This is a genomic window from Nonomuraea sp. NPDC049028, from assembly GCF_043197735.1.
In the GTDB taxonomy this organism is placed as follows: Bacteria; Actinomycetota; Actinomycetes; order Streptosporangiales; family Streptosporangiaceae; genus Nonomuraea.
Genome location: NZ_JBICTR010000019.1, coordinates 114,292 through 129,423 on the forward strand (window position 1 = coordinate 114,292; position 15,132 = coordinate 129,423).

Annotated in this window: 12 protein-coding genes; 8 read left to right on the forward strand and 4 right to left on the reverse strand. The window is 68.8% G+C overall.

Features of this window, described 5'->3' with window-relative positions; all coding sequences use genetic code 11:
* Nucleotides 1–152 precede the first annotated feature (152 nt).
* From ACGFJ2_RS53380 to ACGFJ2_RS53400, 5 genes are all read left to right on the forward strand, one after another.
* Nucleotides 153–1,418 (forward strand): sensor histidine kinase, encoded by a 1,266-nt coding sequence (locus ACGFJ2_RS53380; RefSeq protein WP_393482059.1) that lies wholly within the window; start codon nucleotides 153–155, stop codon nucleotides 1,416–1,418.
* A complete protein-coding gene (locus ACGFJ2_RS53385; RefSeq protein WP_357946251.1) occupies nucleotides 1,415–2,071 on the forward strand; it encodes a response regulator transcription factor in 657 nt (218 codons plus the stop codon). Before ACGFJ2_RS53380 ends, ACGFJ2_RS53385 begins: the two co-directional genes overlap by 4 nt.
* 321 nt (nucleotides 2,072–2,392) lie before the next feature.
* The gene (locus ACGFJ2_RS53390) at nucleotides 2,393–2,725 is read left to right on the forward strand and encodes a hypothetical protein (RefSeq protein WP_358197426.1); all 333 of its coding nucleotides are present in this window, start codon (nucleotides 2,393–2,395) and stop codon (nucleotides 2,723–2,725) included.
* Nucleotides 2,726–3,030: 305 nt separating this feature from the next.
* A complete protein-coding gene (locus tag ACGFJ2_RS53395) occupies nucleotides 3,031–6,693 on the forward strand; it encodes a hypothetical protein (RefSeq protein WP_393482063.1) in 3,663 nt (1,220 codons plus the stop codon).
* A gap of 112 nt (nucleotides 6,694–6,805) precedes the next feature.
* On the forward strand, nucleotides 6,806–8,167 hold the full coding sequence (locus tag ACGFJ2_RS53400) for a phenylacetate--CoA ligase family protein (RefSeq protein WP_393482066.1): 1,362 nt from the start codon (nucleotides 6,806–6,808) through the stop codon (nucleotides 8,165–8,167).
* Nucleotides 8,168–8,264: 97 nt separating this feature from the next.
* Here the strand turns inward: ACGFJ2_RS53400 and ACGFJ2_RS53405 are convergent, their stop codons facing one another.
* The 4 genes from ACGFJ2_RS53405 to ACGFJ2_RS53420 form a co-directional block, all read right to left on the reverse strand.
* A complete protein-coding gene (locus tag ACGFJ2_RS53405) occupies nucleotides 8,265–9,329 on the reverse strand; it encodes an LLM class flavin-dependent oxidoreductase (protein ID WP_393482069.1) in 1,065 nt (354 codons plus the stop codon).
* A gap of 404 nt (nucleotides 9,330–9,733) precedes the next feature.
* Nucleotides 9,734–9,859, reverse strand: a complete 126-nt coding sequence (locus ACGFJ2_RS53410; protein WP_393482072.1) for a hypothetical protein — start codon at nucleotides 9,857–9,859, stop codon at nucleotides 9,734–9,736.
* Nucleotides 9,860–9,893: 34 nt separating this feature from the next.
* Nucleotides 9,894–10,838 carry an acyltransferase domain-containing protein gene (locus ACGFJ2_RS53415; protein WP_357946237.1) on the reverse strand — a complete coding sequence of 315 codons (945 nt, stop codon included), beginning with the start codon at nucleotides 10,836–10,838 and terminating at the stop codon, nucleotides 9,894–9,896.
* Between the two features lie 351 nt (nucleotides 10,839–11,189).
* A complete protein-coding gene (locus ACGFJ2_RS53420) occupies nucleotides 11,190–12,044 on the reverse strand; it encodes an SDR family NAD(P)-dependent oxidoreductase (protein ID WP_358197473.1) in 855 nt (284 codons plus the stop codon).
* Between the two features lie 433 nt (nucleotides 12,045–12,477).
* Between ACGFJ2_RS53420 and ACGFJ2_RS53425 the strand changes: the two genes are divergently transcribed.
* The 3 genes from ACGFJ2_RS53425 (at nucleotide 12,478) to ACGFJ2_RS53435 (ending at nucleotide 15,116) form a co-directional block, all read left to right on the forward strand.
* Nucleotides 12,478–13,290: an alpha/beta hydrolase gene (locus ACGFJ2_RS53425; protein ID WP_393482077.1), complete on the forward strand. Its 813-nt coding sequence runs from the start codon at nucleotides 12,478–12,480 to the stop codon at nucleotides 13,288–13,290.
* A 103-nt stretch (nucleotides 13,291–13,393) separates the two neighbouring features.
* Nucleotides 13,394–14,035 carry a biliverdin-producing heme oxygenase gene (locus ACGFJ2_RS53430; protein WP_357946229.1) on the forward strand — a complete coding sequence of 214 codons (642 nt, stop codon included), beginning with the start codon at nucleotides 13,394–13,396 and terminating at the stop codon, nucleotides 14,033–14,035.
* A gap of 469 nt (nucleotides 14,036–14,504) precedes the next feature.
* Entirely contained in the window at nucleotides 14,505–15,116 is a 612-nt protein-coding gene (locus ACGFJ2_RS53435) for a TetR/AcrR family transcriptional regulator (protein ID WP_393482080.1), read from the forward strand.
* Nucleotides 15,117–15,132 lie beyond the last annotated feature (16 nt).

The window sequence follows — 15,132 nt, forward strand, 5'->3', positions numbered from 1 at the left end:
GAGTTATACCGACTCAAGTCATTAGAGCCTCTGATTGTTCCCAGGGTTGCCGATGTTCGCTCACGGCGATCGTAATCATGTAAGCCAGTCATACCTGAGGATGAAGACCCAGGGTTGATGCCCGCCCGGCCACGCCCCCGTAGGGTGATCGCGTGTTCTCGGCAGTGGTGCGGCCCTTCGCGCTGGCGCTGTTCCAGGGCGACGCGGACCCGCCGCCGCCCCGATCGCGCTGGCTGCGTTTCCGGCTGCCCCGCTGGCAGCCACTGGCCGGCCACGTCGACCTGGTCCAGGTGGCGGACATCCTGGTGGCCTATATCCTGTTCGCCACCACGTTCTCCCAGCTCGTCAACTGGAACGACGGCGCCAAGCCGCCAGTCGACGACTCGCTTCTCTCTCTCGCCTCCGCTGCTCTCTCCCTGCCCGTGGCGCTGCGCGATCGGTGGCCGCTGGGCGCCTGGCGGGTGGCCATGGTCCAGCTGCCGTTCGCGTTCTGGGTGACGCAGACAGTCGGCACCAGCTATCCGCCCTACACGGTCGGGCTGGCGGTGATGTACCTGTTGGTAACCTACTCGGTTGCCGTGCGCGGCGACCGTCGGATCACCGTCGCCGTGTGGGTGATCAGCGTCTTGACCGCGTGGATCGTTCATCCCGACTCGATGGTCCTCGTCACGATCATGGTGACGGTCTCCCTGCTGTTCGGCTACAACGTGCGCGTACGCCGTAACGCCACGACCAGGCTCGCCGAGGAGGAACGGCGCTCGCGGCTCGCCGAAGGCGCCCAAGCCGTGCTCGAAGAGCGGGCCAGGATCGCGCGGGAGCTGCACGACGTGGTCGCCCACCACATGTCAGTGATCGCCATCCAGGCCGAGGCCGTGCCGCTCAAGGCGGCCGGCGATCCCGCCCTGCTGGAGGCGGGCCTGGCCGAGATCCGAAGCCTGTCCCTGGAGGCCATCTCCGAGCTGCGCCAGGTGCTCGGTGTGCTGCGCGACCAGGACGGCCGCACCGACACCGCGCCGCAGCCCGGCCTCGACCGGCTCGACGAGCTCGTGTCCAACGCCCGCGCCGCCGGGCTCACCGTGGGGGTCGAGCTGCCGAAGCAGCCGCTCGGGGCGCTGCCGCCCACCGTCGGGCTTTCCGCGTACCGGATCGTGCAGGAGTCCCTGAGCAACGCGATGCGCCACGCGCCCGGCGCCACGGTCACGGTCGTCGTCGCATGCGACGACGACGCCTTACGGCTCCACGTCACCAACGGCGCCGGCGCCACGGCGGGCGGCCCGGAAGGGACCGGACAGGGGCTGGTGGGCATGCGGGAAAGGGCGGCGCTGCTCGGCGGCACGTTACAGGCGGGACCCATCGAAGGGGGCGGTTTCCAGGTGACCGCGACGTTACCGATCGCCGGGACGGAGGAGACGGCGTGATCCGGGTGCTGATCGCGGACGACCAGGGAATGGTGCGCACCGGGTTCACGGTGTTCCTGAGCGCGCAGTCCGACATCGAGGTGGTGGGCGAGGCGGCCAACGGCGAGGAGGCGGTGCGGCGGGCGGCCGAGCTGCGGCCCGATGTGGTGCTCATGGACGTACGCATGCCGGTCATGGACGGGCTGACGGCGACCAGGCGGCTCCTGTCGTCGGGCGACGGCCCGAAGGTCCTCATCCTGACCACCTTCGACCTCGACGACTACGTCTATGAGGCGCTGCGGGCGGGAGCGAGCGGGTTCCTGCTCAAGGACGCCTCGGCCGTCCAGCTGGCCGAGGCGGTGCGGGTCGTCGCGGCGGGCGACGCCCTCATCGCCCCGGCGGTCACCAAGCGGCTGATCCACGAGTTCGCCCGGCTGGGCGCGCCCCGAGCGCCGACGGTCCGGCGGCTGGCGGAGCTGACGGAGCGCGAGACGGAGGTGCTCGCCCTGGTCGCGCAGGCGATGTCCAACCAGGAGATCGCGGAGAAGCTGGTGGTGGCGGAGCAGACCGTCAAGACGCATGTGGGGCGGGTGCTGATGAAACTGGGGCTGCGCGACAGGGCGCAGGCGATCGTGTACGCGTACGAGACGGGACTGGTACGACCGGGCGATTGACCGCGTACGCGACGAGCGAAGTGACCCGTGAGCTCTGCGGGACTGGGTACGGAGCAACGCGGGGTTCCCTGAGGAAGGTGACGCGCCCTGGCGGCTTTTGTGGCATTCCCACAGCGGGCATGCGCCGATCCGGAAACCAGAGCCTAAACCCACGTTAACTCACACGCATATCAAAGAAATGGGTTTCACCTGTTAGAAGTTCCAACACCGACCCGCCTCCGAAGAGTTGTTTGTCCAGCACGCCGTACGCGCGCTGGACAATTTCGAGACGGCTAGACCAGGGGATACGGCTTACCGAGTCACCCGACGAAGGGAATCGACATGGAACGACAGTCCCGCAGGAAGCTCGCGAGCGGTCTGGGCCTTGTGACGGCAGCCATGTTCGCCACCGCTGTCATCGCCTCCGTACCCGGCCTGTCGTACGCTTCGACCGCGAGCACCTCGTCGAGCAGCGAGGCCTCCACGATCCTCGCCCCAAACCGATGCCACCTCAGGACAGAGGCCAACCCGAACAGCGTGTGGGTGCCCCCGAACTACGAAAGCTGCTACGACTGCTTGAGCAGAGCGTCCTACCTGCACTCGCAAACCGGCATCGACTACTACTGCACCTACAACCCAAGCAATGGCAAGACCGACCTGCACTACGACCTATAAGGCCGGATCCAGCCCAGCCCTAGGCTGTCGCCGGCATTACCGGGCGTAAGTCGCGTTGGAGCCGCCCGTCTTCCACGGGGGCGGGACGGGCGGTTCATCGCGTAATCAACTCCCGATGGCTATAGTCGATTCCGGTTGTCAAGCGCCGAACTTCGCAGTTCGACAACCGGCGATCGTACGGCCATGGGGGCGGGTTCATGGGACGACCGGAACGACCGCTCGACCCTGACGCGGGCCCGTTACAGCGGTTCGCACACGAGCTGAGGCAGTTACGCGCCGGGGCCCCTCGGTCCAGCTACCGCGAATTGTCCAGGCGCGCGCACTACTCGGTGACCGCACTGTCCGAGGCAGCAGGTGGGGGGATCTTTCCCACGCTGGCGGTCACCTTGGCCTATGTCGAGGCCTGCGGCGGCGACACCAAGACCTGGGAGAAACTCTGGCGAGAGGTCGCCGCGGAGCTGGCCGACACCGACGCCGGTGCGGAGGACCAGATGGACCAGGACGCGCCGTACCTCGGCCTGGTCACCTTCGATCCTGACGACGCGGACCGGTTCTTCGGCCGGCGCGAGCTGGTGAACGAACTCTCCGCGCGATTACGCGACACATCCCTGCTCGCGGTGTTCGGCGCCTCAGGAAGCGGCAAGTCCTCCCTGCTTCGAGCTGGCCTGCTTCCGGCGTTGCGGAACAGCGCCGCGGTGGAAGGCCTCCACCGGCCGACGCTCCTTCTCACGCCAGGCGCGCACCCCTTGGACGAACTCGCGGTGGGCCTGGCCAACCTCAGCGGAACCTCCGCTCCCTCCCTGTACGCCGACCTGGTGGCCGCCCCTTCGAACGTCCGGCTGGCGATCGGTCAGATACTGGCGGGCAGGCCGAAGAGCGTGCGCATCGTGATCGTCGTCGACCAGTTCGAGGAGGTCTTCAGCCTCTGCGACGACCAGAAGGAGAGATCCCTCTTTTTGGACTCGCTGCTCGCCGCGGCGGAGGAGACCAATGATCGAGCCCGCGTCGTCCTGGGAATCCGCGCGGACTTCTACGCCCGGTGCGCTGAACACCCGCCGCTGGTGGCCATGCTGCGCGACCGGCACCTGCTGATCGGTCCCATGGAGGACGACGACCTCCGACAGGTGATCATCGGCCCGGCGCTCCGGGCAGAGCTCAAGGTCGAGCGGGCGCTCGTCGAGACCATCCTCAGCGACGCGAGAGGCGAGCCCGGCGCGCTGCCACTGATCTCCCACGCCCTGCTGGAGACGTGGAAGCGCCGCAAAGGCGGCACGTTGACGCTCGCGGGGTACCGGGAAGCAGGAGGCATCCAGGGCGCCATCGCGCAGACCGCCGAGCAGATCTACGACGGGCTCGACGTCGGTGAGCGAAATCTGGCCAGGAACGCGTTCCTCCGCCTGACGGCGCTGGGGCAGGGAACCGAGGACACGCGCAGGCGCGTCCCGCCGGCGGAGCTGCTGGCGGGGCCGGACGGGGCGGCGATGGCGGCCGTGCTGTCCCGGCTGACGGCGGCGCGGCTGCTCACCGTCGACGAGGACAGCGTCCAGGTGGCTCACGAGGCGGTGATCCGTTCCTGGCCGAGGCTGCGGGGCTGGCTCGCCGAAGACCGGGAACTCGTCCGGCTCCAGCGGCGGCTCACCGACGCCGCCGCCGAGTGGGAGCAGCACGGGCGCGAGAACGAGCTGCTGTACCGGGGAACGCGACTGGCGGCCTGGGAGGACCGCGCGCTCGACCGGCTCAACGACCTGGAACACGGGTTCCTGGCGGCCAGCAGGGCACGCGCGCGCCGGGAGCGGGCGGCGGCGGGCCGTCGTGTGCGCGCGGCTCTGATCAGCCTGGTGGTGGTGGCGACCGTGGTCGGAGCGCTGGCCGTGATGGCGCTGGGGAACGCGAACCGGGCGGAGGAGGAGCGAGATCTCGCGTACTCTCGCCAGTTGGCGGCGGACGCGCGTGGCCAGCTCCAGCTTGACCCGCAGCTCGGGCTGCTGCTGGCTCGGCGGGCATACGCGGTCAGCCCAACGGAGGAGGCCACGGCGGTACTCCGGCAGGCCACCGTCGACTCGCGGATCCGGCTCATCGTGCCCATCGCCGCGGGCAAGGTCTGCGGCGTCGCATTCAGCCCGGACGGGCGGCATCTGGCCGCCGGCAGCGGAGACGGCACCGTACGGGTCTGGCAGGTGTCCGTACGAGGGCTGCCCACGGGAGATCCGGTGGTGCTGCACAGCCATGCCGGTGAGGCGTGGAACCCCGTGTTCAGCCCGGACGGACGCTACCTGGCGACAGGCGGCATCGACGGAACGGTCAGCGTGTCTGACTGGGCCGGCGGTGGCGATCCGCTGGTGCTGCGCGGCCACCGTGGTCCGGTGTGGGGCGTCTCGTTCAACCTCGACGGGCAACGCCTGGCAAGTGCCGGGGACGACGGCACGGTGCGGATCTGGAAAGCACCGGATGGCGGCAGGTGGACCGGCGGTTCATCTGCGGGAGGCGCTGCTCCCAAGGTGCTGCGCGGCCACGATGGGCGGGCTCTGCAGGTCGTGTTCAGCCCGGACGGGCGGAGACTGGCCAGCAGCGGCGGCGACGGCACCGTCCGGATCTGGGACCCCGCCGGTAAGGCGAAAACGGTCGTGCTGCGCGGCCACGAGAATTCTGTGGAAGGACTGCAGTACAGCCCGGACGGGCGGAACCTGGTCAGCGCCAGTACCGATGGCACGGTGCGGGTGTGGGACGTGACCGGACAGAATGCACCAGCGGTGCTACGCGGGCACGACGGCACGGTGGAGGGTGCGGCGGTCAGCCGCGACAGCCGGAGGATCGCCAGCGTGGGCAACGACGGCACGGTCCGGATTTGGAACATGGCCAGCAACATCGACCCGCTCATTCTGCGCGGCCATCGTGGTACGACGTGGAACGCGTCGTTCAGCCCAGACGGGCGTACGGTGGCGAGCGCGAGCGATGACGGGACGATGCGGCTGTGGGACGTGGCGTACACCGGTGACGCGATGATCCTGCGAGGTCATACCGGGGCCGTGTACGACGCCGCGTTCAGCCCGGACGGGCGACGCGTCGCCAGTGCCGGTATCGACGGCACGATCCGCGTCCAGAACATCGACGGCAGCGGTGACGCGCTGGTGCTGCGCGGCCACAAGGCGGACGTCCTCGGGGTCGCCTTCAGCCCGGACGGGCGGCGAGTGGCGAGTACAGGTGCTGACAGCACGGTACGGATCTGGCACGCCGACGGGACCGGCCAGGCTGTCGTGCTGCGCGGCCACAGTGGAAACGTGTGGAACGCCGCCTTCAGCACGGACGGCACGCGGGTGGTCAGCGGAGGTGACGACGGCACTGTGCGCGTCTGGCACACTGACGGGACCGGAGCGCCGGTCATCATGAAAAGCCCTCAGAGCCAGGTCCGGTATGTCGGGTTCAGCCCCGACGGACGGCGGGTGGCGAGCGCAGGCGTGGACGGCACGATCCTGATCCAGAACGCCGACGGGACCGGTCAACCTGTCATACTGCGCGGCCACCAAGGCCTGGTGTGGTGCCTCGCCCTCAGCTCGGACGGGCGGCGGCTGGTCAGCGGGGGCAACGACGGCACGATCCGCATCTGGAACACCGGCGGGACCGGAGACCCGATCGTGCTGCGCGGCCATCAGGGCGTGGTGTGGAGCGTCGGTTTCAGCCCGGACGGGAAGCAGGTCATCAGCAGTGGCAATGACAACACCGTGCGGATCTGGATGCCGGCCGAGGGGCGCGAGCCAGTGGTCTTCAGCGGCTCCGGCACTACGGTCAACTCCGTGAAGTTCAGCCCGGACGGGTGGCGGCTACTCTCGACCTACGACGACGCCACGGTACGGATCTGGCGCTGCGCGGTATGCGGCCCCATGCACCAGGTCCAGGCACTCGCCGCCAAGCGCACCATCCGCGAACTGACCCCCGAAGAACGCAAGATCTACCTCGAACCATCCCCTTGACCTCGGCTGCTCAGCGATGAAGGTGCCTGGAGATCGGCCGAGCGAAGCGCTCCCTGGAGGCAGGCGGGATGACCGCGTGCGTCAACGGCAAACAGGATCTACCGTCTGAGAAATGGACCCGCTTGCGCTATTCCATCAGGTGTCCGCGTCGGTGCCCGCGTATAGGGAGTTCCTCGCCGAGCAGGGTGTCAGTCCGGACCAGGTGTCGAGCATGGCCGACTTCGCGCGGTTGCCGCTGCTCACCAAGGACGGCTACCTCAACCGCCACCCACTCCCCCGGCTCTGCCGCGACGGCGTGATCGGCGACATGATCGCGGTCTCGTCCGGTTCGACGGGTACGCCGTCGTTCTGGCCGCGTTCCGTGTCCGACGAGCGGGTGATCGCCGCGCGGTTCGAGGAGGTGTTCCGGGACTCCTTCGAGGCCCGGGAGCGCAGAACGCTGGCCGTCGTCTGCTTCGCGCTCGGCACCTGGGTGGGCGGGCTGTTCACCGTGGCCTGCTGCCGCCACCTGGCCGAGCGCGGCTACCCGATCACTGTGGTCGCCCCCGGGAGCGACAAGCGGGAGATCCTTCGCGTACTCCCGCAACTGGCCCCGCACTTCGACCAGGTCGTACTCCTCGGCTATCCGCCCTTCCTCAAGGACGTCATCGACGCGGGACTGCCCTGGTCCAGGTGGAACGTCAAGCTCGTCACGGCCGGGGAGGTGTTCAGCGAGGAGTGGCGCACGCTCGTGGCGGACAGGGCGGGCATCGCCGACCCGGTGCGCGGTATCGCCTCCCTGTACGGCACGGCCGACGCGGGCGTACTGGGCAACGAGACGCCTCTTTCCGTGGAGATCCGCCGGTTCCTGGCCGGCCGTCCCGGGGCCGCGAGGGAGCTGTTCGGGGAGTCGCGGCTGCCGACGCTCGTCCAGTACGACCCGGAGGTCCGCTTCTTCGAGGAGCACGAGGGCACGCTGGTGTTCTCGGGCGACAATGGCATCCCCCTGATCCGCTATCACATCGCCGACGAGGGCGGAATCGTGCCGTTCGAACGGATGTCACGTTTCGTACGGCACCACGGCTTCGAGCCTTCGGCGACCGGCCCGTCCCGGCCCTTCGTCTACGTGTTCGGGCGCAGCCACTTCACCGTGTCCTACTACGGCGCGAACGTGTACCCGGAGAACATCTCCGTAGGGCTGCAGCAGCCGGCGGTCAGCTCGCTGGTGACCGGGAAGTTCGTCATGGAGGCGGTCGAGGACGACCGGCGTGACCGGCACCTGACGGTGACAGTAGAGCTCATGCCCGGCGAGAAGCCATCGGAGGAGACGGCGAGGCTGGTGGGCGAGTCGATCCTCGAACAGCTGCTCCGGCTCAACAGCGAGTTCGCGGCCTATGTACCGATGGCCCAGCAGGCGCCGTTCATCCGGCTACGTGAGCTGGGCGACCCCGAGTACTTCCCGCCCGGCACCAAACACCGCTACACCCGAGCGTGACGACCGTCCCGGCAGGCTGATCCCAGACCGGTCGATCATGTTCACCGGAACACCGGTGACAAGATCCGCTGGAAGCTCCCATGGCAGTTGGGTCCGCTCAGGTGAGGAGTTTCGCGAGCTGGGCCATCTCGATGGGTGGGTCGATGACCGGCTGGATGAGCAGTTCGTCGACGCCGGCCTGTTCCAGGGTGGTGATGCGGGCGCGGAGGTCGTCGCGGGTGCCGACCAGGGCCAGGGTGTTCATCAGTGAGGGCAGGATCAGGTCCCGGTCCTCCGGTGCGATGCGTCCGAGGTAGTTGGGGTAGAGCTTGGTGTGCCGGTCGGGTGCGGTGGCGGTGGTGCCGCGCCGGTCGAGGAGTCGCCGCACCGCCTCGCGCTCCTCGGGGACGAGTTGCTCGGCGAAAGCGCGTGCGTCGGCGGCGGTGTCGGCGGCGAAGGCCAGCAGCGACAGGACGAGGTGGCCGGTTGCGTCCCGGACCGCGTCGCCGCTGGGGTCCTCGTCCTCCTCGAGGATGTGCAGCGCGGTGACCAGGTAGGAGTCCACGCGGGAGCCGGAGCCGTGTGGTGTGTCGTGAGCGGCGTGGCGGCGGGTGTCATGCAGTGCTTGCCAGGCGGTGGGGTCCAGCAGGCCGAAGGAGATCAGGCCGGTGCCGCGGCGGCCGGCGACGGCGGCGGCCTTCGGTCCTAGCGCGGCCACGACGAACTCGATCGGGTCGGCCGTGTTCGCGTGCGCCCCGGTGTGCAGGAACCGGACGTTGCGGACTCGGTCACCTTCGCGATACTCGATGGTGCCTCCGGCGCACAGGTCCTGCAGTGCGGCGGTGAAGTTCTCCATCATGGCTGTAGTGGTCGGCCGCATGCCCAGTGTGCGCCGGGCGGTGTTTCCGGTGCCGATGCCGCAGATGATCCGGCCTGGCGCCAGGGCGTTGAGGCTGGCGAACGCGCTCGCGGCGGCCGGGGCCGAGCGCAGCGCCGGTGAGGTCACGCCGATGCCGAGCCTGATGCGGCTGGTGGCCTTCGCACACAGTCCCAGGGCGACGAAGGGGTCGCCGTGGACCATCGGGGTGTCGTTGAGCCAGAAACTGTGCAGGCCCAACTCCTCGGCCTGTACGGCGAGCTCCTCCACACCGGGGTGTGCGGTGACCACGACGCCTGCACGCATCAAAACCTCCAAGGCGCGGAAAATCGAGCGTACTCAGCCTGACACCAGACGGCGGATCGAGCACGTCGAGGTCGATGGGACAGTCGGCGCCGAGCGGTTGCGGATGTCGTACGGCGACATCGAAGGCGGAACCCGACAACTCACCCTGAACACCGACAGGTTCCACCGCAACCGTCACTCCGCCTCACCGCGACCGACGCCGACAAACGGCCGCGCGACATGCTCGGCGACACCCGGTGCCGATCTCAACAACGAGGTAGGCAGCCACCCCTCGTCACGAACGCCCATTCGTCTTCGGCGCTCCGGCAACTCCCCCAGGAGTCTTCGATCACCCGGGTTTTCGCCGTTCACACCCGTGAGCCGGGCACACAAGATGGGTCTGGCTGCCGTACGGTGTCGCGGCATCAACGCATCTTGTAGCCCGAGAACACGTTCGCGAGGGCGACGGCGTTGACGGTGATCCCGCGCGCGCGGGCGAGCTGGGCCAGGGAGCGGCTGAGCACCTCGATGGCGGCCTTCGTCAACCTCATCGCACACGACCACTCTGTGGATGTCTCGGCTCGGCTAGATCGGGAAGTGGCCGCGGCGGATGCGCCAGTGGCGGCCGGCCTTCAGGTGGTCGACGATCGCGCGCTGGAGCACGGTGCGGCGCGGTAGCCGGTCGAGCGGCGTGGTCAGGGTGCGGAACACGAACCGCAGCACCTCGACATCGGCGTCCTGCCCCTCCGGTTCCTCGTAGGGTTCCAGCTCGAACCTTCGCTGAAACCGGACGATGTTGGAGTCCTCAGGCAGGTACTCCAGTAGCTGCGGGTCGAGCAGCCACGAGCCGCAGGAGAACGTCGTGTAGCGCTCGTCGGGAAAGTGGCGTGGGAAGAACGCGCGGGCCTCGTCGAGCGACGCCGCGACCGCCTCCGGGGTCATCGATCCCGACTCGGGGATGTGCAGGCCGATGGTGGTGCCGCCGCGTTGGTGCTGCAGCCGGCCCAGCTCGTAGATGCCGCCGCGCGCGTGCAGCGTCAGCCAGCTCTGCATGACCGGCCAGCCCTCACGCCGCATTCGCCGGTCGATCGCGAGGTTGCGGCCCAGATCCGCGAGGGTCGCCCACGAGACGGCATCGGCGATGCCGTGGTCGCGGTGGTACGCCGTGACCACGTCGACCAGGGCCAGGTACGCGTACACGTAGAGATGCCGCCAGGCGGGGCCCCGTTCGCGCGGCAGCTCCGGACCGGGCGGCAGCCAGCCGTGGCCCCCGAGATCGGCGCGGACCAGGGCGATCGAGCGGTCGAGCAGCCAGCGCAGCTCCGCAGTCCACAAGGGAGAGTCGGGGTCGGGCCAGCCCGCCATGATCTCGGCGGCGTCGTCCGGCCGCACCGCGAGCCGGTCGAGGATCGCGGGCGCGTCGGCCTTGGCGGGCAGCGGAGCCGACGGCCGGTCGCCGGCGAGCCGGTGTACGCGGTCGACGTCCTCGACGGGTACCCCGAGCCGGGCGGCGACGTCGTCCAGATCCACGCGGACGATCCTACGATCACTGGCAACGCTACGGAGGAAAGTCAAGGGATCTACCTCTTGTCCTGTTTTGCTGATCTCCTTCTCTCCTCGACGCGAGAGGACTGCGAGCAGGGTCACCAACTGCCTTCAGCCGGTGGACAGGGCGACGAACGTGTCCTCAGGAGAGGGCAGCTGTCCCGACACCGCCGTTCGAGCCGAGCAACCTCTGGCCCGAAAGCTGTACGGCCGGCGCCGGCCGTACAGCTCACGCACTCACAACCAGGAACCGGGAGGTGCCCCTATTGAGCACCAGCCACCAGCCGGGGGCGTACATCGAGCCGAGAAGGACGACGCGGCTCAGACCTGGAAGGCTCAAACCGCGGCCTGCTGGTCGGTCTTGCCCTGCGCCTCCAACGAAAGGTCTTGCCAGTCGGCCCACATCTTGAGCCGGTCGGCGTAGGCCTGCTGGATCATCGGGTGGAAGCCCTGGCCGAAGAGAATCCGCAGCGGTGGGTTGTCGGAGTCCACCAGCTTGAGCAGCGTCTGGGCCGCCGCGGCCGGGTCGCCGGCGGGCTGCTTGCCGGCCATCGCGCCGAGGCGCCGGCGGAGGCCGGCGTAGGCCGGGTCGGGCTCGGCCATGTGGCCGTTGTCGAGCGGGTCGGGGTTCTTGCCGGAACGGGTGGCGAAGCCGCCGGGCTCGATGATGGTCACCTTGACACCGAAGTCGGCGACCTCACCGGCGAGAGCCTCGTTCAAGCCCTCCAGGGCCCACTTGGAGGCGTGGTAGGCGCCGCCGAGCGGCATGGCGATGAGTCCGGCGGCCGAGGACAGCTGGATGATGCGTCCCGAGCGCTGCTCGCGCAGGTAGGGCAGCGCGGCCTGGACCACCCACACCGCGCCGAACAGGTTGGTCTCCAGCTGGTCGCGCAGCTCCCGCTCGGTCAGCTCCTCGACCGCGCCGACCTGGGCGTAGCCGGCGTTGTTCACGATGACGTCCAGGCGGCCGAAGTGCTCGGCGGCCCGCGTCACGTTCTCGAAGACGGCGACCTTGTCGGTCACGTCCATCGCAAGCGGGAGCACCGCGTCGCCGTAGGCGGCGACCAGGTCGTCAAGGCTCTCCGTCTTGCGGGCGGTCGCGGCCACCTTGTCGCCACGAGACAGCGCCGCCTCGACAAAGCTGCGGCCCAGGCCGCGGGACGAACCAGTGACGAACCAGACCTTGCTCATGATGACCTTCCATTCTTCCGTTGCTTGCTGCCGGGCACGAGACGCCGACGACCTGATCCCTGTGACAAGTGCGGCTATGTGATCTGCGCCATAGAATCCGCCAGGTCCCGCCCCACCCCAGCACCCCGGCCAGCCCGCCGACCCGTCCTCGTGGCTCCCGCCTGATGACCTATCGCGAGGACAAGCCATGACGCGCCAGCCCTCCCCGGCCCTCGCCCTCCCCGGCAGCCCCGGCCGTCGGACGATCAGCCCGCCGCGGCGTCGCCTTCATCGCTACCAAGCGGCACCGCCGCCTCCGCTCGTACAACGGGAGGACACGACCCAGATCGCCCACCATGTGCTTGCCGACGGCCTTGTCACCCCCAGGTACTACAAGAGAGTTCAGCCCCAGCGGTGACGCGGTCGACGGCCTCTCTTTCGTAGCTTTCCGAGCATGCTCAGAATCCTCACGCTCGCCGGAAGTCTCGCGTTCGGCGCGGTCCTGGCGCTGCCCGGCCAGCACAGTGGCCGGCTTGTGAAGGTCTACGGCGACCTGGCCACCGCCGATCGGGTCGCCATCGTGGTGCCGGGGGCCGACACCACGGTCGCCACCTTCGAAGCGAGTACGAAGCGGCCCGGGGGCGCGGCGCGGGCGCTGCTGGCCGAGGCCACCAAGGTGGGCCACGGCGAGCGGCTGGCCGTGATCGCCTGGCTCGGTTATGACGCGCCGCCTACGTGGAGCCTGGGCGCCATCACCGACACGGCGGCCGTCGAGGGGGCGAAGGCGCTGCGCCGTACCGTCATGGAGCTGCACGCGCGGACGTCCGCGCCGATCGCGTTACTGTGCCACAGCTACGGCTCGGTGGTGTGCGCCAAGGCCGGGACGGACCTGCCCGTCGCGGATATGGCGCTGTTCGGAAGCCCCGGCATCGGGGCACCGTCCGATGGAGCACCGTCCGACCACCATTTGTCCGACGCGTCGTATCGCCCGCCGTCCAACCACAGGGTGTCCGGCCCGGCGCCGTCTGTCACCAGAGTGTGGGCGGGTGTGGGTGGTAGTGATTGGATCAGGTTCGTGCCGAAGGTGAAGCTCGGGCCGCTTGGTTTCGGGGCCGACGCGCTGAGTCCCGGGTACGGGGCGCAGGTGTTTGAGGTGGGTCCCGGCGGGCACAGTGACTACTTCACACCAGGCACGCCGTCGTTGCGCAATCTCACACTGATCGCCCTCGGCCGCCCCGGCGATGTGACGGCTGCGGCGCCAGCATGACAGGGTCGGGTTTAATGACAGAGTGTCGTCATCAACTTGACGGGCCCGTCCAGGGTTTGTGACACTTTGTCATGAAAGACCTGGCAACACATTGGGGTGAAGCGTGACGTCGTTCTCCGAGACCTTGAAGAACGCCACTTGGAGCGACCACGAGTCGGCCGAGGATGAGAGCTACCTCAAAGAGCTGATGGGCGGCCGACTGAGCGAGCACGACTACGGCGAGCTCGTCGCACAGCACTACTTCGCCTATCTCGCCCTCGACGGCGCCGCCAAGGCCCTGGCCGATCACCCGGTTGCCGGCCGGTTCGTCTTCCCGGAGCTCTATCGGGAGCAGGCGCTGGAGCGTGACCTGCAGACCGTCTACGGTGCCGGCTGGCGCGACCGGATCGTACCCTCGAAGGCGACCCGGACCCTGGTGGCGCGGATCGAGCAGGTGGCCGACTGGCCGGGCGGCTATATCGCCCACCACTACACCCGCTACATGGGCGACCTGTCGGGCGGGCAGTTCATCCGGATGGAGCTGCAGAAGATCTACGGCTACCAGAAGGGCGGCGGGGTCGACTTCTACCTGTTCGACGAGGTCGGCAGCCTGCCCCGATTCAAGAGCGAATATCGCGCCCGCCTCGACGCGCTGCCCTTCGGCGAGCGGGAGCAGCATCGCGTGATCCGTGAGGTCAAGCTGGCCTACCAGCTCAACACCGAGGTACTCGGCGAGCTGCTCCACGTGGTCAAGGCCGCCGCGTAGGGCACACCACCGCACCTCTCGCACCCCGCGTAGCAAGGCACACGGACACCACCTGTAGCAAGGGCACCATGGGTGGCAGGGCACAATCCCTACCACATCGACCCGTATCACCCAGATCCGTACCACCGGCACCACCCGTACCGGGTACCACCGGCACCACGCGTACCACCGGTACCAACGCATACGGCACACCACCGCATTCGCCACACTGCACAACTGCCGGTGAAATGCCAGTGACAATGCGAGGGGGCGCGGGGCGAAGAATGCGAGAGGACGCGGGGTGCCGAGCGGGTCTCAGCGTCCGCCGCTGGCGGGGCTGACCTCGCTGCCTTCGAGGGGCCGGTCCGCCGCCCACGGTACGTGACCGCGCCGCCTTCCAGAGGCTGGTCCATCCCCCGCCTCTCGTGCGCGAAGTCCGGCCTATAGAAGTCGGCTTATAGCTGGATGGGCACCGGCCTACCATGGACGCATGCCCCGCATCTCCGCAGCCACCATCGGTGAGCACCGAGCCCAGACGCGTGATCGCATCCTCGAGGCCGTCGCCCGCCTGTCGAGGGTGCAGGGGATCGACGCCATCTCCATGACGGACGTGGCGAACGAGGCCGGGATCACCCGGACCGTCCTCTACAACTACTACCCGGACAAGGCCGCCCTGCTGCTGGCCTTCACCGAGCGGGTCACCAGCTACTTCATCGAAAGCTACGAGCAGGAACTGCCGGCTGTCGCCTCCCCCGCCGACCGGCTACGGGTGTTCGTCCGGCTGCAGCTGACCGGCCTGCTGGCGCACCCGCACCCGGGAGCGGCGGATCTCAGCGCCGCCCTCGGCCCTGACGCCTACCAGCAGCTCGCCGAGCACGTGGCGCCCATGCAGCGCATCCTGGTGGGGATCTTGGAGAGCGGGATCGAGTCGGCCGATTTCCAGGTGGTCGACGTCGAGGCGACGGCCCGGATGATCATCGCGGTGATCGGCGCCGAGCGGGTGCCCCTGATCAGCGGCGCGGTCACCGTCGAGGCGGCGGAGGCATTGGTGACGGGCTTCGTGCTGAGGGCCCTGGGCAGCACCTCTCCGGGGAGGGGCTGACCGCTATGCACCGAAA

Bases quoted from the DNA above. Each gene is read 5' to 3' on its own strand.
- ACGFJ2_RS53390 (WP_358197426.1), top strand. From the start codon at position 2,393: ATGGAACGACAGTCCCGCAGGAAGCTCGCGAGCGGTCTGGGCCTTGTG.
- ACGFJ2_RS53400 (WP_393482066.1), top strand. From the start codon at position 6,806: ATGGACCCGCTTGCGCTATTCCATCAGGTGTCCGCGTCGGTGCCCGCG.
- ACGFJ2_RS53405 (WP_393482069.1), bottom strand. From the start codon at position 9,329: ATGCGTGCAGGCGTCGTGGTCACCGCACACCCCGGTGTGGAGGAGCTC.
- ACGFJ2_RS53410 (WP_393482072.1), bottom strand. From the start codon at position 9,859: ATGAGGTTGACGAAGGCCGCCATCGAGGTGCTCAGCCGCTCCCTGGCC.
- ACGFJ2_RS53420 (WP_358197473.1), bottom strand. From the start codon at position 12,044: ATGAGCAAGGTCTGGTTCGTCACTGGTTCGTCCCGCGGCCTGGGCCGC.
- ACGFJ2_RS53425 (WP_393482077.1), top strand. From the start codon at position 12,478: ATGCTCAGAATCCTCACGCTCGCCGGAAGTCTCGCGTTCGGCGCGGTC.
- ACGFJ2_RS53435 (WP_393482080.1), top strand. From the start codon at position 14,505: ATGCCCCGCATCTCCGCAGCCACCATCGGTGAGCACCGAGCCCAGACG.